The sequence below is a fragment of the Halomonas sp. OfavH-34-E genome (assembly GCF_024124525.1).
GTDB classification, from domain to species: Bacteria; Pseudomonadota; Gammaproteobacteria; order Pseudomonadales; family Halomonadaceae; genus Halomonas; species Halomonas litopenaei.
Map to the genome: position 1 here is coordinate 1 of NZ_JAMXRY010000033.1, position 21,957 is coordinate 21,957.

18 protein-coding genes and 1 tRNA gene are annotated in these 21,957 nt (G+C 64.3%); 5 read left to right on the forward strand and 14 right to left on the reverse strand.

Annotated elements, in window-relative coordinates; genetic code table 11:
* The 6 genes from NH448_RS14685 to NH448_RS14710 form a co-directional block, all read right to left on the reverse strand.
* Positions 1-661, reverse strand: a 661-nt coding sequence (locus tag NH448_RS14685; protein WP_253028932.1) for an AAA family ATPase, incomplete at its 3' end; no start/stop codon positions are given.
* Positions 658-1,662 (reverse strand): HAD family hydrolase, encoded by a 1,005-nt coding sequence (locus NH448_RS14690; protein ID WP_045994160.1) that lies wholly within the window; start codon positions 1,660-1,662, stop codon positions 658-660. The genes NH448_RS14690 and NH448_RS14685, both read right to left, overlap by 4 nt.
* A 99-nt stretch (positions 1,663-1,761) precedes the next feature.
* Positions 1,762-3,315, reverse strand: a complete 1,554-nt coding sequence (locus NH448_RS14695; protein ID WP_083970556.1) for an arylsulfatase — start codon at positions 3,313-3,315, stop codon at positions 1,762-1,764.
* A 444-nt stretch (positions 3,316-3,759) separates the two neighbouring features.
* A tRNA-Arg gene (locus NH448_RS14700) sits at positions 3,760-3,836 on the reverse strand.
* Between the two features lie 139 nt (positions 3,837-3,975).
* Complete coding sequence (locus NH448_RS14705) at positions 3,976-4,752, reverse strand: haloacid dehalogenase type II (RefSeq protein WP_239452591.1); 777 nt, start codon at positions 4,750-4,752, stop codon at positions 3,976-3,978.
* Between the two features lie 27 nt (positions 4,753-4,779).
* Positions 4,780-5,334, reverse strand: coding sequence for a carboxymuconolactone decarboxylase family protein (locus tag NH448_RS14710; RefSeq protein WP_045994161.1), 555 nt, complete (start codon positions 5,332-5,334; stop codon positions 4,780-4,782).
* A 236-nt stretch (positions 5,335-5,570) separates the two neighbouring features.
* On the opposite strand from NH448_RS14710, the gene NH448_RS14715 reads away from it, so the two are divergent.
* Complete coding sequence (locus NH448_RS14715) at positions 5,571-6,167, forward strand: TetR/AcrR family transcriptional regulator (RefSeq protein ID WP_045994162.1); 597 nt, start codon at positions 5,571-5,573, stop codon at positions 6,165-6,167.
* Positions 6,168-6,262: 95 nt separating this feature from the next.
* Here the strand turns inward: NH448_RS14715 and NH448_RS14720 are convergent, their stop codons facing one another.
* Positions 6,263-9,457, reverse strand: coding sequence for a multidrug efflux RND transporter permease subunit (locus NH448_RS14720; RefSeq protein WP_045994163.1), 3,195 nt, complete (start codon positions 9,455-9,457; stop codon positions 6,263-6,265).
* On the reverse strand, positions 9,454-10,977 hold the full coding sequence (locus NH448_RS14725) for an efflux RND transporter periplasmic adaptor subunit (RefSeq protein ID WP_052704468.1): 1,524 nt from the start codon (positions 10,975-10,977) through the stop codon (positions 9,454-9,456). Before NH448_RS14725 ends, NH448_RS14720 begins: the two co-directional genes overlap by 4 nt.
* Before the next feature lie 130 nt (positions 10,978-11,107).
* On the opposite strand from NH448_RS14725, the gene NH448_RS14730 reads away from it, so the two are divergent.
* Positions 11,108-12,076, forward strand: coding sequence for a LysR family transcriptional regulator (locus NH448_RS14730; RefSeq protein ID WP_045994164.1), 969 nt, complete (start codon positions 11,108-11,110; stop codon positions 12,074-12,076).
* A gap of 53 nt (positions 12,077-12,129) precedes the next feature.
* On the opposite strand, the gene NH448_RS14735 is transcribed toward NH448_RS14730, so the two are convergent.
* Positions 12,130-13,047: a TIGR03571 family LLM class oxidoreductase gene (locus NH448_RS14735; protein WP_045994165.1), complete on the reverse strand. Its 918-nt coding sequence runs from the start codon at positions 13,045-13,047 to the stop codon at positions 12,130-12,132.
* A gap of 461 nt (positions 13,048-13,508) precedes the next feature.
* Between NH448_RS14735 and NH448_RS14740 the strand changes: the two genes are divergently transcribed.
* Positions 13,509-13,886, forward strand: coding sequence for a YkvA family protein (locus NH448_RS14740; RefSeq protein WP_045994728.1), 378 nt, complete (start codon positions 13,509-13,511; stop codon positions 13,884-13,886).
* Here the strand turns inward: NH448_RS14740 and NH448_RS14745 are convergent, their stop codons facing one another.
* The 3 genes from NH448_RS14745 to NH448_RS14755 form a co-directional block, all read right to left on the reverse strand.
* Positions 13,887-14,897, reverse strand: a complete 1,011-nt coding sequence (locus NH448_RS14745) for a zinc-dependent alcohol dehydrogenase family protein (protein WP_239452618.1) — start codon at positions 14,895-14,897, stop codon at positions 13,887-13,889.
* Positions 14,898-15,039: 142 nt separating this feature from the next.
* A complete protein-coding gene (locus tag NH448_RS14750; RefSeq protein ID WP_045994729.1) occupies positions 15,040-15,951 on the reverse strand; it encodes a LysR family transcriptional regulator in 912 nt (303 codons plus the stop codon).
* A 320-nt stretch (positions 15,952-16,271) separates the two neighbouring features.
* Positions 16,272-17,126: a DUF4437 domain-containing protein gene (locus tag NH448_RS14755; RefSeq protein WP_045994730.1), complete on the reverse strand. Its 855-nt coding sequence runs from the start codon at positions 17,124-17,126 to the stop codon at positions 16,272-16,274.
* Positions 17,127-17,325: 199 nt separating this feature from the next.
* Here NH448_RS14755 and NH448_RS14760 point away from each other — a divergent pair, with 199 nt between their 5' ends.
* The gene (locus NH448_RS14760) at positions 17,326-18,255 is read left to right on the forward strand and encodes a LysR family transcriptional regulator (RefSeq protein WP_045994731.1); all 930 of its coding nucleotides are present in this window, start codon (positions 17,326-17,328) and stop codon (positions 18,253-18,255) included.
* A 323-nt stretch (positions 18,256-18,578) separates the two neighbouring features.
* A complete protein-coding gene (locus tag NH448_RS14765; RefSeq protein ID WP_157033128.1) occupies positions 18,579-19,310 on the forward strand; it encodes an enoyl-CoA hydratase/isomerase family protein in 732 nt (243 codons plus the stop codon).
* A gap of 324 nt (positions 19,311-19,634) precedes the next feature.
* Here NH448_RS14765 and NH448_RS14770 read toward each other — a convergent pair whose 3' ends face one another.
* A complete protein-coding gene (locus NH448_RS14770) occupies positions 19,635-19,973 on the reverse strand; it encodes a hypothetical protein (protein WP_045994732.1) in 339 nt (112 codons plus the stop codon).
* Between the two features lie 64 nt (positions 19,974-20,037).
* Positions 20,038-21,525, reverse strand: a complete 1,488-nt coding sequence (locus tag NH448_RS14775; RefSeq protein WP_083970635.1) for a DUF1254 domain-containing protein — start codon at positions 21,523-21,525, stop codon at positions 20,038-20,040.
* Positions 21,526-21,957 lie beyond the last annotated feature (432 nt).

Sequence of the window (21,957 nt, forward strand, 5' to 3'; positions counted from 1 at the left end):
CGAAGATCGCCTCCTGGGCCAGGGCCACGGGGACCTGAGCAGGAGCGTCGCCGGCGGCCGGGCTTGCCTCGCGATTGTTGGCCTGCTCTTCCTGACGCACCAGGCGAATCACCTGGACCTCTTCCTCGCGGCTGGGGTAGTCGACCCGCACATGCATCATGAAACGGTCCATCTGCGCCTCGGGCAGCGGGTAGGTGCCTTCCTGCTCGATCGGATTCTGGGTGGCCAGCACCATGAACAGCGCCGGCATCTTGTGGGTCGTGCCGCCCACCGTGACCTGGCGCTCCTCCATGGCCTCGAGCAGGGCCGACTGTACCTTGGCCGGGGCGCGGTTGATCTCGTCGGCCAGCACCAGATTGGCGAACAGCGGGCCCGGGTGAAAACGGAATACCGCGCCTTCCTCGCCCTGATGGTAGACCTCGCTGCCGGTCACGTCGGAAGGCAGCAGGTCGGGCGTGAACTGGATACGACTGAAGTCGGCCTCCAGATGGCGCGCCATGGCCTTGACCGCGCGGGTCTTGGCCAGTCCCGGCAGGCCTTCGATCAGCAGGTTGCCGCCGGCCAGCAGGCCGATCACCAGCCGCCGAATGACGTCGCGCTGGCCGATGATCGACTCGCCGATGGCGGCCTCGAGTCCCTTGATGTCGTCGTTGAGGCTCATGGTTTCTCCGGGTAAAGGCGTTGCCAGTCGCGGGCCATGTCGATCAACTGCCAGTCGCGCGCTTCAGCCTGTTCCAGGCCATCGGCCAGGCGTCCGATATGGCTGTCGCTGTCGTAGGCGACCTCGCGCTCGCCATCGGTGTGGTGAACCAGCCCGCCAAGGCGCGGGCCTTCGCCCTCGGTGGTCCAGATCAGCATCGGCACGTCGCCGTCTGAGTTGCCCACGGCGAGAATCGGGCGCTGGCCCAGATGGCGGTTGATCGATATCACCTTGCCGGGGCCGTCATCGAGCCAGATGTCGCCGCCGCGCTTGTAGAGCTGCGGATCGTCCTCGAGATCGACCAGTTCCATCTCGCCGGTACTGCCGATGATGTTCTGGGGCGGCACGCCATAGACGTCGCTGGCGAAGACGCGCATGAACTCGAGCCCGCCACCGGAGACGATGTAGGTCGAGAAGCCGTGGTCGCGCAGGTAGCCGAGCAGTTCGAGCATCGGCTGGTAGACCATGTCGGTGTAGAAGCGGCCGGTCGCGGGGTGGGTGGCGTTGGCCAGCCAGTCGCTCACGTCCTGCTGGAAGTCACTCAGCGACAGGTCCTGGTGGGACAGCGACAGCAGCGCCTGGATGCCTTCCTCGCCGGCCTCCAGCAGGGTGTCGATGTCACCTTCGGCGGCGGCCTTCTTGAGCGGCGTGTCGAGCGCCTCGGGGTCGGCCTCGCTGGCGCGGTCCAGGGCGTAGAGCAACTGGGTGTAGGCGGGCTGTTCACTCCACAGAGTGCCATCGTTGTCGAACACCGCGATGCGTCGCTCCTGTGGCACGAAGTCTTCGCTGTCCGGATCGCTGGTGGACTCGACAAAGTCGACGATGGTGCTCTTGCTGTGACCGGCATTCCAGGAGGGCAGCGGGTCGGCCAGTGCCATCGCAGGAAGCAGAGACAGCAGTACCGCGGGCAGCAGCGTTGCCAGTGACTGTCGTTGGAGGATGCTCGGATTAGGGGGATTCATGCACTCGGTTCCTTGAGAGAATGGAAGGGGCTCTTCGACCCGTCTTTTTTCACCGACGAGCCGCCCCCGGGGGAGCGGCTCGTGGCGTTCAAGCCGGCGTCAGTGAACGCTGGCGGGCTGTTCCAGGGCTTCCATTACCTGATCCAGACTGAAACTTGCTGCCTTCATGCGTGGCGGAAACTCCTTGAAGGTCTCCAGGAAGTTTGCCACATAGGACTGGGCGGGCAGGGCCAGGAAGGAGTGATCCAGCAACCAGTCATAGTAGGTGTTGGAGGTCAGCTGAGCACGCTCGTAGGGATCGCGGCGCAGGTTGAACATCAAGGGGACACGCAGCGGGGTGAAGGGGTTCGCCCACACTTCGAAGGTACCCTCGATGCGCTGCTCCATGAACACCAGCTTCCAGTCATCGTAGCGCAGCGCGGTCAGGTCACCGTCATCGGAGAAGTAGAACACCTCATGACGGGGGCCTTCCTCACTTTCCCCGGTGAGCAGGGGCAGGAAGTTGTAGCCGTCCAGATGTACGTTGTACTCGCGACCGATGGCCTGAACGCCACCCTCCAGCAGGTCCTGCTTGATGGAATCGTTGCCGACGGCGGCCATGAAGGTCGGCATCCAGTCCATGTGGTGCATGACCTCGTTGGAGATGGAGCCTTCCTCGATCTGACCTGGCCAGCGGACCATGGCGGGTACCCGCCAGCCGCCTTCCCAGTTGGTGTTCTTTTCACCGCGGAATGGCGTCATGCCAGCGTCGGGCCAGGTATTCATGTGCGGCCCGTTGTCGGTGGAGTAGAACACGATGGTGTTGTCGGCGATGCCCAGCTCGTCAAGCTTGTCGAGGAACTGGCCGACGTGCATGTCGTGCTCGACCATACCATCGGCGTATTCGTTCTGACCGGAGATACCGCGCAGCTCGTCCTTGACGTGGGTACGGAAGTGCATGCGGGTGGCGTTCCACCAGACAAACCAGGGGGTGCCCTCGGCGGTCTTGCGCTCGATGAAGTCCAGCGCCGCGGCGGAGGATTCCTCGTCGATGGTCTCCATTCGCTGGCTTGTCAGCGGTCCGGTGTCCTCGATCTGCCCGTCGGCGCTGGACTTGATTACCCCACGGGGGCCGAAGGCCTCGCGGAAGGTACGCCCGTCCGGCATTTCCATATCGGCAGGGTAGTCCGGGTGCTCGGGTTCTTCCTCGGCGTTGAGGTGATAGAGGTTACCGAAGAATTCATCGAATCCGTGATTGGTCGGCAGGTGTTCGTCGCGATCGCCCAGGTGGTTCTTGCCGAATTGGCCGGTGGCGTAGCCTTCGGCCTTGAGCAGGGCGGCGATGGTCGGGTCCTTCTCGCTGATGCCCTGAGCGGCGCCCGGCAGGCCGACCTTGGATAGCCCTGTGCGAAACACGCTCTGGCCGGTGATGAAGGACGAGCGGCCGGCGGTGCAGGACTGTTCACCATAATAGTCGGTGAACATCATGCCTTCGTCGGCGATGCGGTCAATATTGGGGGTCTGGTAGCCCACCAGACCGTGGGTGAAGGCCGAAATATTGGACTGCCCGATATCGTCGCCCCACAGCACCAGGATGTTGGGTTTGGACGAGTTTCCGTTGTCCTGCTGCTGGGTGTCATTCTCCTGGGCAAGCACCGACGTGGACATCGTCATGATAAGGCTGGCCGCTAGATAACCGCTCCAGCGTTGCGCTCTGTTGCGATAAGGATTGAATGCGAACACCGTCTGTCTCCCTGACCCGGTCGCGTACCACGATGACCAGTGATTTGACGCGATGAGAGGCTCCGAGGGAGCCCGATCGCTCGAGTATAGGAGGAGTTGTTGACGATTCAGTGCAACAGAAGAGGTAAGGCGGGGGAGGATAATCAGGGTAAGGAGAGAAAGCGTCTCATTGCGGCGAGAAAGTCCGATGTTGGCGGACGTTTCGCGCCAAATACAAGGAGTTGCTGGATTGTCGTATTTTTGTAAAAAAGTGTTCTGATGACGCGGTCGATGTCGGTACAGAAATTGGAAGGGCGTCGAACGAAAGGTCAGATAGAAAGGCGAGACAGAAAGGCCAGAAAGAAAAGACAGACAAGATACAGGAAAGACAATCGATGGCGCGCCCGGGAGGATTCGAACCTCCGACCACCTGATTCGTAGTCAGGTACTCTATCCAGCTGAGCTACGGGCGCGCAGATGCCGCAGGGGATGCGGCGTCGAGAGGCTGCGCATGGTAGAGCAAAGAATGTGATTTCGCAAGGTGTCTTCGGGAGGCAGTACCAGGCCCGGCCTGCGGGACTGGCCGCCGAATCAAGTAGCGGAGCTGCTTGATCAGGAACCAATCAACCGATCCGCCAACTTGCCGATATCGTCGACGCTATAGTCCGGTACCGGGACGCCGTCCGCCGGCAACATGGCGTTGTAGGGTCGTAGCACCAGTGCACCCTGCCAGCCGGCGGCCTGGGCGCCGATGGTATCCCACAGGTGGCAGGCAATCAGGCACAGTCTAGATGGCGGTGTCTGCATGGCCTCGGCGACCTGGGCGTAGGTGTCCGGCGCGGGCTTGAACTTTTTGACCTGGTCGACGCTGAATGAGCGTTCGAAATACTCGGCCAGTCCTGCCTTTTCCAGCGGCGTGGGGCCAGCGCCCGGTGCCGAGTTGGTCAGGGTGACCAGGCGAAAGCCGGCCTGGCGAAGCCGCTCGAGTGCCGGGGCCACGTCGGGGTGCGCCGGCATGGAGCCGATGCGCTCACCCAGTTCGTCGAGATCGTTCTGCTCGAGGGTGACCCCGTGAATCTCGGCGGTCATGCGCAGGGCGCCTGCGCCGAGCTGGCCGAAGGGCGTATAGAGTCCCGACAGGGTCATCGACTGGGAGTAGAGGATCAGTTGGGCGAACCATTCGCGCAGCATCGCCGGGTCGCCGAACAGCCGATCGAACAGCGGCTCAAGGTGGGTCAGGTCGAGCAACGTCTCGTTGACGTCGAAGACCAGCACGTCGGGGCGTTCTGGGGCAGTCATGGCGTCTCCTTGATCGAGCCCGTCGCGATCGACGGGGCCTTCGGTGGCCTCGGCCAGGTACCACGACCAGGCACCACGACAGGACGCCACGGTAGCGTCCTGTCGATAGGGTGGTCGTTACTCGGCCTTCTTCCAGTCGAACTTGGCGAAGGGTTCGTCCACCGGGGTGTTGACCAGGTGATTGGTGTAGTTGCTCATGACCTTCTGGGACAGGGCCAGGATCACTTCGAGCACCTGGCGCTTAGTGTAGCCGGCGTCGAGGAAGGCCTGCACGGCGTCGTCATCGACGTTGCCACGTTCGCGCACGACCGACAGGGTGAAGGTACGCAGCGCTTCGAGGCGCTCGTTGGGCAGCGGGTCTTCGTTGCGCAGGGCGTCGGAGACGGCGTCATCCACTTCCATCTGCTTGGCGATGGCGGTGTGGGCCGGCACGCAGTAGTGACAGTTGTGCTCGACGTTGATGGTTTGCCACACCACGGTGGTTTCCTCGGCATCGAAGGAGGAATCCAGAAATAGCTGGTGCAGGCGCTGGTAGCCTTCCAGCAGGCCCGGTGCCTCGGCCATGACCGCGTGCAGGTTGGGGATCATGCCAAAGGCGTTGACCGAGTTGTCGAGCAGTGCCTGGCTCTCTTCGGGGGCGCTTTGCTTGTCGTGGAGGCTAAAGTCGGTCATCGGGTTCTCCTGTGTGATGGCGCCTGTGGCAAGGCCGCAGACCGTTGCAGACCGGGGCGTTGCACGCGCCATTGATTCCGAATTTTTTGAGCGATTGCTCAAAATTGGCCGCCAGCAGGCCCTGCTGAAAGCCGTTCGGGCACACTCTAGCTATACCTGAGCGATCACTCAAGTTAAAATTTGAGCAGTTGCTCAATTTTCTGAAGGCCGTACCGGCCACGACACCGGACCCATCCATGCCGCGCGCGACACTACATAACCGTCAGGATTCGCTGGAACGTGCCCTGCACCTGTTCTGGCAGAAGGGGTTCCACGCCACCTCGCTCAAGGACCTGGAACGCACCCTCGATATGCGGCCGGGCAGCATCTATGCCGCCTTCGGCAGCAAGGATGCGTTGTTTCAGGAGGCGCTGGAACGCTATGCCCGGCTCGGGCTGGTCGAGCTCGAGCGTACCCTGGCCGAGTACGACTCGCCCTTGACGGGGCTGGCCGCCTACCTGCGCAAGCTGGGCTGTCTGCGGGACCAGGAGCTTCCCAGCCGGGCCTGCATGCTGGTGAAGAGCCTGCTGGAGTTGGGCGAGCGAGAGCAGGCTGCGCTGGGCAAGGCCGAGGCCCTGCTCGAGGCCATGGAAGCCTGCTTCGTCGATCAGTTTTGCGCCGCCAAGGACGCCGGAGAGCTTGAGCCGAGCGCCGACCCGGTGCGCCTGGGACGGCGGCTACAGGCCGAGGTGATGGGTCTTCGCGCCTACGCCCAGCGCGAGGTCGATAGCCAGGCGGTGCACGCCCTGGCGGACGATATGGCCCGGTCGATCGAAGCGCTGCGGCTTCCCTGAACGCGGCGCGCCTGTTCTGATGCACGTCCGCCAATGGTGGGCCGCCTGCCGAGTCCGACGTTGGTGCAACGCCAGACTCGGCAGCGGACAGGGCCTCAGGAGGCGGAGGGTGATGTCGCCTCGGGTGACGCGGTATCGCTATCGCCTGAGCGTGGCCGGCGACGTTCCACCAGGCGACGCACGCCCACATAGAACAGCGGGGTCAGCAAGAGCCCGAACAGGGTCACCCCGATCATCCCGTAGAACACCGCCACGCCCATCGCCTGACGCATTTCGCTACCCGCACCGGAGGCCAGCATCAGCGGGATGACGCCCGCGGTGAAGGCCACCGAGGTCATCAGGATCGGCCGCAGGCGCAGGCGGCAGGCGGTCAGCACAGCGTCCAGTCGCGACTGTCCCTGGCTCTGCTGCTCGCGGGCGAACTCCACCAGCAGGATGGCGTTCTTACAGGCCAGCGCCACCAGCACGATCAAGCCGATGCGGGTGAAGATGTTGTTGTCACCGCCGGTCAGCCACACACCGGCCATGGCCGACAGCAGCGTCATCGGCACGATCAGGATGATCGAGAACGGCAGCGACCAGCTCTCGTACTGGGCCGCCAGCACCAGGAACACCAGCAGCACCACCAGCGGGAAGACGTAGATCATGGTGTTGCCCGCCAGCACCTGCTGGTAGGTGACCTCGGTCCACTCGTAGGCCACGCCGGCCGGCAGGGTGGTGGCCAGCACCTCCTCTATCGCCTGCTTGGCCTGGTCACTGGACATGCCCGGCGCCGGCGAGCCGTTGATGTCGGCGCTGACGAAGGTGTTGTAGTGCATGACCCGGTCCGGCCCGGTGGTCGGGCTGATCTCGACGAAGCTGCCCAGCGGGATCATCCGGCCGTCGTTGCTGCGCACCTTGAGCTGGCGGATGGCCTCGGCGTCCAGGCGGTATTCGGCGTCGGCCTGGGCGCGTACCTGATAGGTCCGGCCGAAGCGGTTGATGTCGTTGACGTAGAGCGACCCCAGGTAGATCTGCAGGGTGTCGAACACCGCATCCAGCGAGACATTCATCACCAGCGCCTGCTCGCGGTCCACCTCCACGTCGTACTGCGGCACCTGGATGCGATAGCTCGAGTAGACACCGGCCAGCCGCGGGTCCTGATTGGCGGCGCCGACCACCGCCTGGGTCGCCTCGAACAGCCCGTCGAAGCCGACGTTGCCGCGGTCCTGCAGCTGCAGCTTGAAACCCCCGGTGGTGCCGAGGCCAAGGATCGGCGGAGGCGGGAACACCGCCACGTAGGCCTCGTCGATCTGGGCGAACTGGGCATTGAGGCGGGCGGCGATGGCGCCGGCCGAAAGCTCCGGCGACTGGCGCTCGTCGAAGGGCGCAAGCGGGGTAAAGACGATGCCTGAGTTGGAGGCATTGACGAAGCCATTCACCGAAAGACCGGGGAAGGCCACGGTGTTGGCCACGCCCGGCGTTGCCAGGGCGATCTCCTGCATCTCGGCGAGCACCTCGCTGGTGCGCTCGAGGCTCGCGGCGTCGGGTAACTGGGCCATGGCCACCAGGTACTGTTTGTCCTGGGACGGAATGAAGCCGCCGGGGACCTCCTGAAACAGCTTGCCGGTGAGTCCCAGCAACGCCAGGTAGCCGAGACCGACGATCAGCCCGAAGCGCAGTAGGCGACGAATCAGCCCGGTGTAGCCCCGCGACATGGCAGCGAAGGCGCGGTTGAAGGGGCTGAACAGCCAGCGGCCGAACAGGGCGTCGATCAGCCGGGTCAGCCAGTCGGGCTTAGCCCCGTGGGGCTTGAGCAACAGCGCCGACAGCGCCGGTGACAGGGTCAGCGAGTTGAACGCCGAGATCAGCGTCGAGATGGTGATGGTCAGCGCGAACTGCTGGTAGAACTGGCCGGTCAGGCCGCTGATGAAGGCGGTCGGCACGAATACCGCGGTCAGCACCAGGGCGATGGCGATGATCGGCCCGGTGACCTCGCTCATGGCGATGCGGGTGGCCTCATAGGGCGAGTGGCCGAGTTCGATATTGCGCTCGACGTTCTCCACCACCACGATGGCGTCGTCCACCACGATGCCAATCGCCAGCACCAGGCCGAACAGCGACAGCGTATTGATCGATACGCCGATCAGCTGCATCACCGCGAAGGTGCCGATCAGCGAGACCGGCACCGCGATCAGCGGAATCAGCGAGGCCCGCCAGGTCTGCAGGAACAGCACCACCACGACCACCACCAGCAGCACCGCCTCCAGCAGCGTATGCACCACCGCCTCGATGGAGCCGCGCACGAACACGGTGGGGTCATAGACGATGTCGTAGTCGACGCCGTCGGGGAAGGTCTCGGCGGCCTCGGCCATATAGTCGCGCACGCCGTCGGACAGGGCGATGGCGTTGGAGCCCGGACGCTGGAATACCGGCAAGGCCACGGCGTCCTTGCCGTCGAGTTGGGCGCGCAGGGCGTACTGATCGGCGCCGAGCTCCACCCGGGCGACGTCGCCCAGGCGGGTGATGCGGCCGTCGTCGTCCACCCGGATCACGATCTGGCGAAATTCTTCAGGCGAGGACAACCGTCCCTTGACGTTGAGCAGGCGCTGGAACTGGCTTTCGCGCGGGGCTGGCTGGGCGCCCAGGCTGCCGGCGGCGACCTGCTGGTTCTGCTCACGCAGCGCCGCCACCACGTCGCTGGCGCCGAGGCCCCGGGAGGCGATGGCGTCCGGGTCGAGCCACACCCGCATGGCGTACTCGCCGGCCCCGAACAGGCCGACGTCACCCACACCCTCGAGGCGCGCGATGTCGTCCTGCAGGTTCAGCCGCGCGAAGTTCGATAGCCATAGCTGGTCGTAGCGCCCATCCGGTGAGGTCAGGTGGACCACCATGGTCAGGTTGGGCGACGACTTCTCGGTGGTCACCCCCAGCGCCTGGACCTCCTGGGGCAGGCGAGGCGTGGCGCGGGCCACCCGGTTCTGGACGTTGACCTGGGCCTGGTCCAGGTCGGTGCCGAGGGCGAAGGTCACGGTCAGCGTCAGGTTGCCGTCGGCGGTGGACTGGGAGTCCATGTACAGCATGCCTTCGACCCCGGTGATTTCCTGCTCCAGCGGGGTGGCCACGGTCTTGGCGATGACCTCTGGATTGGCGCCGGGGTAGTTGGCCTTGACCACCACGGTGGGTGGCACCACCTCGGGGTATTCAGAGACCGGCAACTTGAACAGCGCCAGGCTTCCGGCCACCACGATCAGGATCGACAGCACCGCAGCGAACACCGGGCGTCGGATAAAGAAGTTCGACAGGTTCATGTGCGCGCAGGCTCCTGGTCGAGGTGCTTGGCGTCGGCGGCCAGCGTGCCCGCATCGCCAGTGGTGTCGCCCGAGGCGGCATCGGTAACCGGGCCGGGGGCCAATTCAGGGACAGACGCAGTGGGGGAGCCGGGCGCTGCGTCGAGGCGTTCGGCCAGGCGACGGGTACGCTCTCGCAGTTGCTCCAGCGGGGCGCGGTCGGGGCCGTCGACCAGCGCAGGAGAGATCGCCATGCCGGGGCCGAACTTCGAAGGACCGGCGGCGACCACGGACTCACCGCCCTCGAGCCCTTCGCTGATCTCGCGCCAGGCCCCGAAGCGGGCGCCGGTGGTGACCTTGCGATAGGCGAGTTTGTCCTGTTCGTCGGCGACCAGTACAAAGTTGGCGTCGAGGTCGGTGCCGACGGCGCGGTCGGGCACCAGCACCCCATCGCGATGGCGGGCGGCAGCGATTCGCACCCGGGCGAAGGCGCCGGGGCGCAGCGAGGGATGCCCGGCGTCGAAGCGAGCGCGCACCCTCAGGGTGCCGGTGGCCTCATCGACCCGGTTGTCGATAAAGTCGAGCTCGCCCTGGTAGGCGAAGTCGTCCTGGCCGGCGAGCTGCAGTTCTACCGGCCAGCCCTGATCGGCGGTGATCTGGGCAAAGTCGCGGTTCCAGCTGCGCTCGTCGATATCGAAGTAGGCGTCGACCTGGTCGGTGCTGACGATGGTGGTCAACACGCTCTGGCCGGCGCTGACTACGTTGCCCACCGTCAGGTCGGCGCGGGAGACGCGACCGCTGATCGGCGCGCTGACCTCGGCGTGGGCCAGATCGAGACGAGCACTGTCGAGCTGTGCCTGCAGCGAGGCGACCTCGGCATTCTGGGCCTGGGCACTGGCGCGCCGGGCTTCGGCTTCCTCGCGGGCCATCAGGTTGCGCCCGACCAGCTGATTGGCACGGTTGGCCTCACCGTTGGCGCGGGCCAGCTCGGCCCTGCCCCTGGCAAGCCCCGCCTCCAGCTCACGCACCCGCGCCTCGAAGGGCGCCAGGTCCAGGCGAACCAGCGGTTGGCCCTGTTCGACCAGGGAGCCTTCCTCGAACAGAATCTCGGCCACCTGACCGGTGACCCGGGGACGCAGGGTGACACGCTCGGGAGCCTCGAGGCGGGTAGTGTAGCGATACCAGTTCGAGACCGGCTGACGCACCGCCTGGACCACCTCGACCCGAGGCGCGGGCGCAGAGCCCGCGCCATCGGAAGCGTCACCCGGTCCTCCCTGGCCTTTGCCGGGTTGGCAGGCCGCCAGCAACAGCGCCAGGGCGGCGAGTCCCAGGCCATGGGCCAGGCGACGTATTGCACGAGGTGTCTTACGCGGTGTTGTACGACGTGCCGTGCGACTCGCCTTGCGATGTTCGGTGCGGCCAGCGCTATCGGCACCCCCTCGAGTAGGCAGGTCGTCAGACTCCGAGGGCGATACGGCAAGCGCAGGGGAGGGGGCAGGCGACACCACCTGGGGGTCGCACGGGGGGCGTTGGTCGGACATCTGGCGACTCCTGAGCAAAAGGTTCGCCAGTGTAATCCTCGATCGAGACTTGTATTAGACCGGTTGGTCGCACATTATTGATGCCAAATATGCACGCATCTGTGCGCTTGTACCTTCTGTGGAGACCTTCATGGACCAACCGAGTCGTCTGCTGCTGCTGGTCGATGTGGCCGAGCTTGGCAGCTTTTCCGAGGCCGCCAAGCGCCGCGAATTGGATCGCTCGGTGGTGTCCAAGCATATCGCGCGCCTCGAGCAGGAGCTGGGGGTGCGCCTGCTCAATCGCTCCACGCGCTCGCTGTCACTGACCCAGGCGGGGCAGGCCATGGTGCAGCAGGGGCGTGAGCTGCGTGACTGGATGTACCACACCCAGGCGCTGGCCGAGAACCTGCAGCAGCTGCCGAGCGGACGGCTTAAGGTGAGCGCCCCGGGCATCCTCGGCCGCTGCCTGGGCTTCGAGGCGATGCGACGCTTTCGCCAGCACTATCCCGATGTGCAGGTGGACCTGCAGTTGGAAGAACGACGGGTCGACGTGATCGGTGAAGGCTACGACCTGGTGCTGCGGGTCGGCGACCTGAAGGACTCCAATCTGGTGGCCTCGCCACTGGCGCCCAATCATCTGTTGATCGGCGCCAGTCCAGCCTTTATCGAGCGTCATGGCGAGCCACGAGACCTCGCCACCCTGGCCCGGCTGCCGGCGTTGACCTTCAGCTCACAGCAGTTCCAGCTCGACTATCTGCCTTACCTGGATGACCAGGGGCGGGAGCAGAAGCTGCCGCTCAATAGCCAGGTGCGCACCAGCGAGGCCGAGGTGATCAAGCGTGGGGTGATGGAAGGCATGGGCATCGGGGTACTGCCGGCATTCGCCATGTACAACGAGGTCAGCGACGGACGTATCGTGCCGCTGATGACCGACCTGGCACTGCCGGAGTTCGGCGTCATCACGCTGCTCTATCCCCACCGCGAGATGCCGCTGCGTACCCGGCGCTTTATCGAGATTCTGCGCGAGATGGTCGGCTCGCCACCCCAGTGGGAGGCACGCATCCCCGGCTTTGCCGAAATGTACGGCAAGGGCACTGGTGGGATGGGCCTGGCGTCCTGAGTGTGGCAAGGGTGACGAGCCGGCTGTTAGTCGCACGTCGCTGCAAGGTGAGCCTAGCCAGCATCGAAGGCCGGCAACACTTCCTCGGCCAGGCGATGCAGGGTCTCTTCCACCGGCGCCTGGTTGCGGCGCAGGTTCAGGCCGATGTGATTGACGCCGGCGGCCTGCATGGCCTCGAGCTCGGCGATCAATCCCTGGCTGCCGACCCTCAGCCCGAAGCGGTGGCGGCGAGGCGGTTCGTCCGCGCGCTCGGCCAGGTCCAGGTGCAGGAAGCTGATGTAGGGCTTGTCGCCGGCCACCTCGCGCCACAGGCCGACCCGACGGCGGTGGTCCTCCGGCGTGCCGGGGTAGGCCAGCCAGGCATCCATGTGCTGACCGACCCAGTCCGGGCGCTGCTGGGCCAGACCGGCCACCAGCAGGGGCGGTGGCGTCGCCATCGGCAGCAGCGCCTGGCCGGCGTCCAGCCGCGCATCCTGATCGCCCCTCAGCACCGCGACGGCGTCGCGGAAGGCCTCACCGCGCTGCTCGAAGGGTATTCCGAACAGCGGATATTCCACCGGACGGTCACCGCTGGCGACACCCAGCAGCAGCCGGTCACCGCTGAGCTGTTGCACGCTGGCGGCGGCCTTTCTGACCAGCCAGGGCATACGCAGCGGCAGCACCGCAGCGGCGGTGCCCAACAGTGCACGCTGCGTGGACGCCGCCAGATAGCCCAGGTAGGTGAACATCTCGAACACCTGACCGGCGTCGCCAAAGTGCGGGTCGTAGAGCGGTACATCGCGCAGCCACAGCGCACGAAAGCCGAGGCGATCGGCCAGCTGGACACGTTGAAGGTGTTCGCTCAGATCGGGGACGCCGAAGGCACGACCATCGCGCAGGCGGGCGGCTTCACCGGCGGGGCTCCAGTCATTGTCCAGCGCCAGCTCCAGACCCAGGGTCAAGGGGCCACTGGTCAGTCGTTGCAAGCTCATCTTGGCTCCTGCCTCGAGGGGAGGCGTATCAGTTCGATAGAACGCTAGGCGCTGTCCGAAAAGTCGACGAGCGAAGGTTAGACAAGGCAAAAATCGGTGAGAAAGCGCAGTTTACGGGGTGTAAATGAGCATTTTGATCCGATTTTTAACGCCGTATTACCGAGCGCAGGCACTTTTCAGACAAGCCCTAATCGTTGTAATGGAGTGTGGCGCCGTCAGAGGCGGGGAAAAAGCGGCTCGCGGCGGAATCACTTTTTCGTTTGCGGCAACAATCGACACGAAACATCCGATGATGCTGGCGCAGGCACGGGGCAGGGCGACACCATTGAACCGATACCGGGAGTCCTGCTTCACTAGGACAATGGTATCGGCGATAAAGGTATCGCCGATAAAGGTATCGCCGACTGGGGCCGGCTCAGGGAAGGGCAGCGGGCGATGCCACGGCATAACGGGAGGGAACAATGAAAGACGAGACAACCCAGCAGGTCATCCTGGCCGGAGAGCCGATCGAAGAGCACCAGGGCCACTATTCCGACGAGCGCTTCTGGGCCAAGGTCGGGCGCTACGCCAAGGCCGCCGGCGAGGTCACCCTGTCCCGGGCGCTGACGCTCTATTACGCCGCCCGGGACAAGGACACCCCCGTGTGGGCCAAGACCACCATCTACGGTGCGCTCGGCTACTTCATCTCACCGCTGGATGCCCTGCCGGATCTGACCCCGCTGGTCGGCTACACCGACGACATGGGCATGCTGGCGGTGGCGCTGATGACCGTGGCGGCCTACGTCAAGGACGAGCACAAGGACAGGGCCAGCGCTACCTTGAAGCGCTGGTTTTCCTGATCAGCCCTCGACGTCCACGACCACCTTGCCGACGGCCTTGCCCGAGGTGAGGTGGGCGTAGGCCTTGCCGACGTCGGCCAGGGCGAAGCGGTTGTCGTCCACCAGCGGCGTCAGTGCCCCCGAATCGATGATCTCGGCAAGCGTCGACAGGATGGTGCCGTGCACTTCCCGGCCGACGTTGTGGATCATCGGAATCAGCATGAAGATCACGTGCAGCGAGGCGCCCTTGAAGTGCGCCGGCGTCATGTCCAGTTCGGCCAGCGACATGGTCGTCGCCACCTGGCCGTTGAGCTTGACCGCATTGAAGGAGTTGATCAGGTTGGGGCCGCCCACGCTGTCGAAGATGACGTCGAAGCCGGCACCATCGGTGTGCTGGTTGACGTAGTCGTCGACGCTCTGGGTCTTGAAGTCGATGGCGGTGGCACCGAAGCCTTCGATCAGTTCGCGCTGATGCACTCCCGAACCGGTGGCGTAGACCTCACAGCCCAGGTGGCGGGCAAGCTGCACCGCCACATGGCCGACGCCACCGGCGCCGCCATGCACCAGTACTTTATCGCCGGTTCCTGCGCCTGCGCGGGTCAGGCCCTCGTAGGCGGTGATGGCGACCAGCGGCAGGGCCGCGGCGTCACGCATCGACAGGGAACGCGGTTTGTGCGCGATCAGTCGGGCGTCGGCGAGCATGTACTCGGCCAGACTGCCCTTGAGGTCGGTGAGCCCGCCGGCGCAGCCGTAGACCTCATCGCCCGGGGCGAAGCCGGTCACGCCTTCGCCGACTTCCTCGATGGTGCCGGCAAAGTCCATGCCGAGTACGGCGGGCAGATCCGGCGCGATCGGCAGCTCCTCCTGTCCCAGCTGACGGATCATGGTGTCGATGGTGTTGACGCTGGTGGCGGCGATACGTACCACCACCTGACCGGCGCTGACCTGGGGGCGAGGCAGGGTGGCAGATTCGAACGGCGCGTCCTCGCCGTAGCGGTTGAGGACCATGGCGGACATCGATGATGTGGACATTGTCGGTCTCCTGTAGAGGGTGTGGATCAATGCCTACAGGATTGCCGATGCCGCCTTGGAAAAAAACGCCATGACCCGGGAATCAGTTTCTGGAAATCGCTGACAGTGCGCGCCGGCTACGGCGTAGTAGGGCGTAGTGCTGTCAGTGCCTGTCCCAGATCGGTGGTGTGCCGATCTTCTCCAGCAGGAAGTCGATGAACACCCGGACCTTGGCGGTCAGCACGTTGGCTTTCGGGTAAACCAGCCAGATGGCGGAATGATCGTCGACCTCGTGGTCGGGCAGAACCCTGACCAGCGTTCCCTGCTCCAGGTCCTTGTGGATGCTCCACAGCGCATGCATGGTGATGCCGGTGCCCGCCACCGCGGCCACCCTCATGCTGGCGCCATCGTCGCAATAGACGCGGGGCTTGGCCCCGGCCGGGGGAAAGGTGTGAGGGGTGCGCATCCCGTTCTTTGATAACGCCCGCGGCGTGCCACCCTGAAAGGCCACCAGCCGATGGCTTTGCAGGTCCTGCGGCGTCCTGGGCACGCCGTGGCGGTTCAGGTAGTCGGGGGAGGCACACAGTACGCGCTTGTCGTCGGCCAGCTTGCGTGCCTTGAGGTTGCTGTCCTCGATCGGATAGTTGCGCAAGGCCAGGTCAAACCCACCCTCGATCAGGTTGGTCTGGGTATCCGACAGTCGCAACTCCAGGCTGACGCTAGGATAGCGTTCGAGAAATTCCGGCAGGATCGGTGCGACATAGAGCTGGGCGAAGGTGCTGGAAGCGGCGAATCGCAGGCGCCCGGTCGCCTCTTCGCTGTCCTTGCCGAGGGCGGCGAGCCCGGCGTCCTCCTGGGCCAGCATCTCCTTGGCGAAGGGAAGAAAGGCCGCCCCTTCCTGGGACAACGATACCTTGCGGGTAGAGCGATGTAGCAGGTCGGCGCCGACCTGATGTTCCAGCTTGGATAGTCGAGCGCTGGCGACCGCCGGCGCGATGCCGAGCTGGCGTCCCGCCGCGCTGATATTCAGCGTCTCGGCCGCCAGTACAAACAGGCGTAGTCCATCTGTGTCCATTCACTAGGCTCCCGGTGACGTTGATGGCCTCGGCACCAGCTTAAGGCAAGCGCCACGCCGCAGATAGCGCGGTTCGCTGCAGGGCCGAGGCAAGGGCTTGAAAGGACCGCGGCGCGGTGGTGCTCCGGCGATGCCTTAACCACACCTCGGCGATGCCTTACCCATGCCTCGGCGATGCCTTCACCATGCGCAGCGCCCCCTGGCCGGACCGGGCGGCAGCACCGAGCGGCCCCCGGGGCAGAGGCGCGGTATCGAGCCTGCACGAATTTTTCCAGGAGGCCGGGAGGCCGGGGGCACGGCGAACGCGAGGCGTCAGCAGGTCAGCGCGAGGCGAAGTCGAAGCTGCCATCCGTGCGCAAGTAGAACAGGCATTCGGCGTCCGAGGTGCAGGTCAAGAGCGGAGCCGAGTCGTCATTCGCGCTGAAATAGCTGCCAGAGGGAAGCGGTGACGAGCCCTGAATATCGGCCCCGCTCAGTTCGGCGTCGCCCTGGATGACAACCGCGCGCAAGGTATCACCGTCCCCGCTGATGGTCCCCGAGGCTCCTGCCGGGATCTTCAGCAGGGAGCCGTTGGCTTCTCCGGGCGCGGTGCTTCCCCAGAGAAAGGCCACTTCGGCGCCCTTTTCCTGCGACTGGCCGGGTACCTCGAGCCAGTTGATGGCATCGGCATCTAGCCAGACCATATTGCCGGCTTCCAGGTTGACGGGTTTCTCGCCATTGTCGAAGGCCTGGTCCGAGGGCTGGACCAGGTAGGGGCCTTTCAGAATTTCCAGAAAGATGGTGGCGCCTTCTTCGGCGATGGCGGAGGTAATGTGGTCCTCGCCAGCCGGCTGTGTCCAGAACGACCCCGGACCCATCCACATGGTGGCGGCATCCGGGTCATCATTGTGCACGGCACCCTCGATGACGACCGCACGGTAGGTGATGTTGTGAATATGTGGGGGCGAGGCAAAGCCTTCCTTGAACTCGATGATGGCGCCACTGGGCACATCTTTGGTGATGTCGCCCCACAGCACGCTGGCCTGGGGACTGGCGTCGCCTCTGGCAGGGTTAAGTGGCTGTGGCGTCACCTCCGAGCGCAGCACCACCTCGGTGGCGGCGGTGGCCGGGCCGGCGATCGAGAGCGTTGCCATCGCAACGCCGGTGGCAAGCAAGGGGAAAGCAGACAAGCGCATGGGATCACTCCTGAGAAGACGCTGGTTGGACGGCGGGGCCGGAGCTTCGGAATGCAAGGGTCGGCAACCGAAGCCTCGTTCAAGGCACCGCAGGGAGGAGCATGGTTACCGGCCCAGCAGTGAGGCGATGAACGGTATCGGCTGGGGTTGGGGGGATAAACCGCCTATATTCGAAAAATAAATCCGGAGAATCCGAATAATGCTCGTCCACAACATGCGCCTCTTTCTGACCATCGTGGAAAAGGGCAGCCTGGTGGCGGCGGCCAGAGAGACGGGGCTTTCCAGTACCACCGTGTCCGAGCGCCTGGCGTCGCTGGAGCAGTACTTCGGCGTGGTGCTGATCAATCGCACGACCCGCTCCATCAGCCTCACCGAAGAAGGCCGTACCCTGGTCGAGGGCGCCAAGCAGGTGCTGGCAGAGCTTGAGGAGCTGGAATCCCGCATTCGTCATGGCGCCCAGACCCTGTCCGGGCCGATTCGCATCAGCGTGCCCATCGACTTGGGCCGCGGGGTGGTGTCCCAGGTGATGGCGAACTTTGCCCGCGAAAACCCGGATGTATCGCTCGAACTGTCGCTGTCGGACGGTTTCACCGATATCGTCGGTCAGGGCTTTGATCTGGCGCTTCGGTTCGGGCAAGTGCTGGACAGCAGCCTGCGCATTCGCCAGCTGGGATCGTTTCGCCGGATCGTCTGTGCCGCCCCTACCTACCTGGAGCGCCATGGCGTTCCTGGCATCCCCACGGAACTCGCACAGCACAACTGCCTGGTGATGCGTTTTGGTGCGGCGCTGGACAACGTCTGGAGCTTTGGGCCTGAGGACGCACCGCAGCAGGTGACGGTAAAGGGCAATCGGATCGCCAACGACGGCTCACTGGTGCGCCAGTGGGCGGTGGAAGGTCATGGCATCTGCCTCAAGTCCGAGCTAGACGTCCAGGAAGACCTTGAACAGGGACGGCTGGTGCCACTGCTCGAGGACGTGGCAGCGCCCCCCAAGCCCTTGCAGCTGATGTTTCCTCCCGCTCGCGACCAACCCCGGCGGGTGAAGGCGTTCGCCGAAGCGCTCTGCCAGGAGCTATCTGTGAGAGAGCAGGCCGTCACGGCCTACAGGGCTGGCAGAGAGAACCGGTAGAGAGAACCGGTAAAGAGAGCTGGTAGAGAGCTAGCAGAGGGAACTCTAGGTACAGAGAGCTGGCACTGCCGGGCGTCTTGTCGGGGGAGAGAATGTGAGGGAAGTGCCTGAAAGGGCAAAAATTGGTCCCCATTATACGGATTTTGCGAATTCTGAAACCGGAAAGCGGCCATTCTGAAGCCATCTCGACTGGGCTAAGTTGGTCCGAGTGTCATCGAGCTGAATGGTAGCCACGGGAGGCCGGCGTGCAAGGCGCAGAATGGCTCGACCATCCGCAGTGCCAGGCCGGCGACGGATTCACGAATCTGTCCGAGGGGATTGTCATGCAGTACAGAAATTTCACCACCTTTAACGTATCGGTACGCCGAGGTGCCGCCTGGGTGACCTTCCTGGATGCCCCGCTGGACCCGAGTGGTGCCATCTTTCTCGACGAGATGAGCAAGCTGCTGGATTATCTCGAGCGCGATGCCAGAATCGATGCCATCGTCTTTCAGTCTCGGTTCCCTGAAGTGTTCTCGCGCCTGGCGGGATACAAGACATTGAAGGGTGCCTCATCCCCCCAGGTCGGCGATGACGACAGCAGAAAACGTGAGTTCAAGCGTCTTCTTGCGCGAATCGAAGACCTCCCGCAGACCACCATCGCCAAGGTGGAAGGCATGGCCCGGTATGGAGGCCACGAGCTCGTCATGGCGTGTGACGTACGCATTGCCGCAAGAGGCCTTGCGAGATTCGTACCGATGGAGGTCGGCTTGACGGGGCTGCTGGCCCGTGGCGAGTCTTACGGGCACGAGAATCGTGTGGGTCCGGTCGGTGGACTGAGTTCCTTGCTGGGTAGCCGAGACTACGGAGCCGATCAGGCGGAATATCTTGGCACCATTCACCGTGCCCTGGATCCGGAAGATGTCGCCGCCTATGTCGATGATCTGGTGAGACGGCTGACGGGCCAGACCAGCGAGACAGACGAGCGCAGAGACATCGACCCTGCGTCGACACCCTTGCACGATAGCCCAAAGGAAGATGCGCAGACGGATTACACAGGCTTCGCCCTGGCCTAGTCGAGAGGAAGGACGCGCGACCTGACGCACAGTGACGAGCACTTCAACAGCATGATCGAGATGGACAACGGCCAGCAGGTCACCATCGAGCAGGAAGGTCACTGGGTCGGCGAGAACTGCGAAAGCTAGGCCAGGAGCTCAAGCCCTGCAGTGCCAAGTTCAGTAGCCAAGCACGGCCCTCGAACCACTTGGCTTGCAGCATGGCTGATCAAGACGAAGGCCCGCCTATGGCGGGCCTTCTGCTTTTCTCCATCAAGGCGATAGCGAGTGAGGGCGTTGCCACCTGGCCAGGTGCCCTCACACATTCTCGGGTGGGAGCGGTAGTTACTGCGCCTTCTCGATATCACCTGGCTTCCAGCTACCATCCAGCGCCGGTTCGGCGGGGGCATAGAGGCGCAGGATGGCGAAGGCCTCCGCCGCGCCGTCGCGCATTCCCATGGTGTTCAACAGTGGCAGCGCCCATAAATAGGTCTGTGTCGCTCGCTGGAAGGTCAGCTCCTCCATCAGCTGCTGGGCGGTCTGCTCGGTGGGACGGTTCTGTTCAAAGGGCAGGTTGGCAAGTTCCGTCGCGCGCTCGGCCTGGGCCAATGCGACCGGTGTCAGGGCCAGTGGCAGGGTCAGGGCAAGACCGGCACAGAGAAGGGGTCTGGACCGGCATTTCATGATCGGCTCCCGCGGCGTGAAAAAGGGGCGACCCGCCGGCAAGGGCGGCGGGTCGAACAGGGGATTACTCGACGAGTTCAAAGTCCGGGAGTGAGAAGGACTTGTCGAAGAAGGCCTGGCCTGGTGCGTAGAGGCGGAAGTACACGAACCAGCCGTCATCCTCGACCGTCTTCATGTGGTTGCTTTCCAGGCCGTCCGGGGCATCCGGACCGATGTAGAGATCGATGGAGCCGTCTTCGTTGTACTGGAGCTGTTCCATGCGGCTGTCGAGGCTGACATCGGAAATCTCCGTTCCTCCGTTGTCATAGGGGCGGCGAGTGTCTTCGCTGTAGAGCGTCAGCGACCAGAACTGCTCCACCGGGACCTCCGCCGGGACATGCAGCACGTAGTTGCGATCGGCGCGCAGCATGTCGCCGTTGGCGTCACGCTTGGTGGTCATGTAGACCTGTCCCGCGCCGGGCGTCGGGTTGACCATGCCCTCGCTGGAGCCGACCGCCTCGTAGAACCAGGTCGCACGTTCGTCGATCTGCTGCAGCGTATCGGTGGCCTGGGCGACGACGAAGTCGAAGCTCTTGTACCAGGAGGTGCCCTCCCACCAGACATCCGCATAGCGCGGATTCACCTGCAGGTTGCGGGTCATCAGCTCACCCAGGGCCGCGCCCTGCAGCAGGATCTCTCGCTGGCGCTCGTCCGGTGCAAAGGCCTCGCCCTTGATGATGCCGAGCGGCGCGAGCATCGCCATCCACGCCTTGTCGATCTCGCGCACCGGCTCTTCGTCGATGATCGAGGCGAGCTTTGCCCAGTAGGCGAGGCCCCGTGGGGCGGTGGCGCTCCACTCGACGTCCTTGCCCTTGACGAAGGTGCTGGGCGAGGTGTCACCCACAGGCCCCATCTGGTATTGGGACACATAGGTGTCGTAGTAGGCCGGGTCGGGATCGAGGATACGGATGCCCACCAGCACGTTGTTCGTCTCGCTCTGGTAGACGTGGGCATCTTCCTCGCTGTAGTCGTCGGGATCGTCACCGGGGCCGACCACGATGTAGGTGGCGCCTTCGCCCTTGTCGGGGCCGGTCAGGCCGAGGTCGAATACCGGGCGCATCCACATGTCGAGCACCCCGCCGGCGGTCTGGCCGGGCGGGTAGTCGATCTGCACCGGTCCATCGGAAAGATCGGTGAAGTTGAAGATGTAGGGGGTCGTCAGGTTGGCGGTGACGATGCCGCGTTTTTCCTTGAGCGTCTCGAGGACGGCAAAGGCACCGGGTTCATCGGTACCGAAGGCTTCGCCCTGGTTGTCCCGCCAGGTCGTCGTGCTGACCAGCGGCGTCGACCAGATATAGGCCTGGGCGGCCCGTTGTACGTCCATGGTATCGAACAGTCGCTGCGACGCCTGTTCATCGAAGTAGCTGTCCTGCAGTTCGATCTCGCCGGCGGGCGTCTCGATCACCTCGTCGCCCTTGAGGGTTGCCTGATCGAGTGGAACGGCCGCCTGCGCAAGCCCCGAAGCGCAGAGCAGCGCCCCGGCGACGGTGGCCGTGGTCATGTGACGAAGCATCTTCCCGAACTCCCTTTCTGTTATCGATGGTGGTCTGAGCCGGGCGGAGTTCGCCTCCATCGCGCTAATCCGCGCCGTCGTGCTATCGATCCGGTCGTGCCTGGTTGCGTCCGAGTCTCGTGTGGGGGCCCTGCGCATCGACAGGACGCAACAAAGCCCGCCCGGCGCGGCGCCTGATTCGCCACCGCTCGAGAATCGTCTTCAAAATATTTCTGATTTAGAAAGCTGGCACAGAGCCCGAGATCCCGCCACTAAGCCACCTTCGGGCTGATGGTGATTCTGCATACTTTCTATGTGACAGGATCCAGGCTTGCCTGGTGTCGTTTCGAGTCGTAGCTGTCAGGGAGCGGACGAGGCATGGCTGGGGCAAACACCAGGGATGGCTGGCAGGAAGAGAGCCGTGGCCTGTTTGCGTCCGGGGGCACGCCGTTT

What these genes read in the sequence shown, in the direction of transcription:
- NH448_RS14690 (WP_045994160.1), bottom strand. Translation starts at nt 1,662, where the DNA reads ATGAATCCCCCTAATCCGAGCATCCTCCAACGACAGTCACTGGCAACG.
- NH448_RS14695 (WP_083970556.1), bottom strand. Translation starts at nt 3,315, where the DNA reads ATGACGATGTCCACGTCGGTGCTTGCCCAGGAGAATGACACCCAGCAG.
- NH448_RS14710 (WP_045994161.1), bottom strand. Translation starts at nt 5,334, where the DNA reads ATGACCGACTTTAGCCTCCACGACAAGCAAAGCGCCCCCGAAGAGAGC.
- NH448_RS14715 (WP_045994162.1), top strand. Translation starts at nt 5,571, where the DNA reads ATGCCGCGCGCGACACTACATAACCGTCAGGATTCGCTGGAACGTGCC.
- NH448_RS14720 (WP_045994163.1), bottom strand. Translation starts at nt 9,457, where the DNA reads ATGAACCTGTCGAACTTCTTTATCCGACGCCCGGTGTTCGCTGCGGTG.
- NH448_RS14725 (WP_052704468.1), bottom strand. Translation starts at nt 10,977, where the DNA reads ATGTCCGACCAACGCCCCCCGTGCGACCCCCAGGTGGTGTCGCCTGCC.
- NH448_RS14730 (WP_045994164.1), top strand. Translation starts at nt 11,108, where the DNA reads ATGGACCAACCGAGTCGTCTGCTGCTGCTGGTCGATGTGGCCGAGCTT.
- NH448_RS14735 (WP_045994165.1), bottom strand. Translation starts at nt 13,047, where the DNA reads ATGAGCTTGCAACGACTGACCAGTGGCCCCTTGACCCTGGGTCTGGAG.
- NH448_RS14740 (WP_045994728.1), top strand. Translation starts at nt 13,509, where the DNA reads ATGAAAGACGAGACAACCCAGCAGGTCATCCTGGCCGGAGAGCCGATC.
- NH448_RS14745 (WP_239452618.1), bottom strand. Translation starts at nt 14,897, where the DNA reads ATGTCCACATCATCGATGTCCGCCATGGTCCTCAACCGCTACGGCGAG.
- NH448_RS14750 (WP_045994729.1), bottom strand. Translation starts at nt 15,951, where the DNA reads ATGGACACAGATGGACTACGCCTGTTTGTACTGGCGGCCGAGACGCTG.
- NH448_RS14755 (WP_045994730.1), bottom strand. Translation starts at nt 17,126, where the DNA reads ATGCGCTTGTCTGCTTTCCCCTTGCTTGCCACCGGCGTTGCGATGGCA.
- NH448_RS14760 (WP_045994731.1), top strand. Translation starts at nt 17,326, where the DNA reads ATGCTCGTCCACAACATGCGCCTCTTTCTGACCATCGTGGAAAAGGGC.
- NH448_RS14765 (WP_157033128.1), top strand. Translation starts at nt 18,579, where the DNA reads ATGCAGTACAGAAATTTCACCACCTTTAACGTATCGGTACGCCGAGGT.
- NH448_RS14770 (WP_045994732.1), bottom strand. Translation starts at nt 19,973, where the DNA reads ATGAAATGCCGGTCCAGACCCCTTCTCTGTGCCGGTCTTGCCCTGACC.
- NH448_RS14775 (WP_083970635.1), bottom strand. Translation starts at nt 21,525, where the DNA reads ATGCTTCGTCACATGACCACGGCCACCGTCGCCGGGGCGCTGCTCTGC.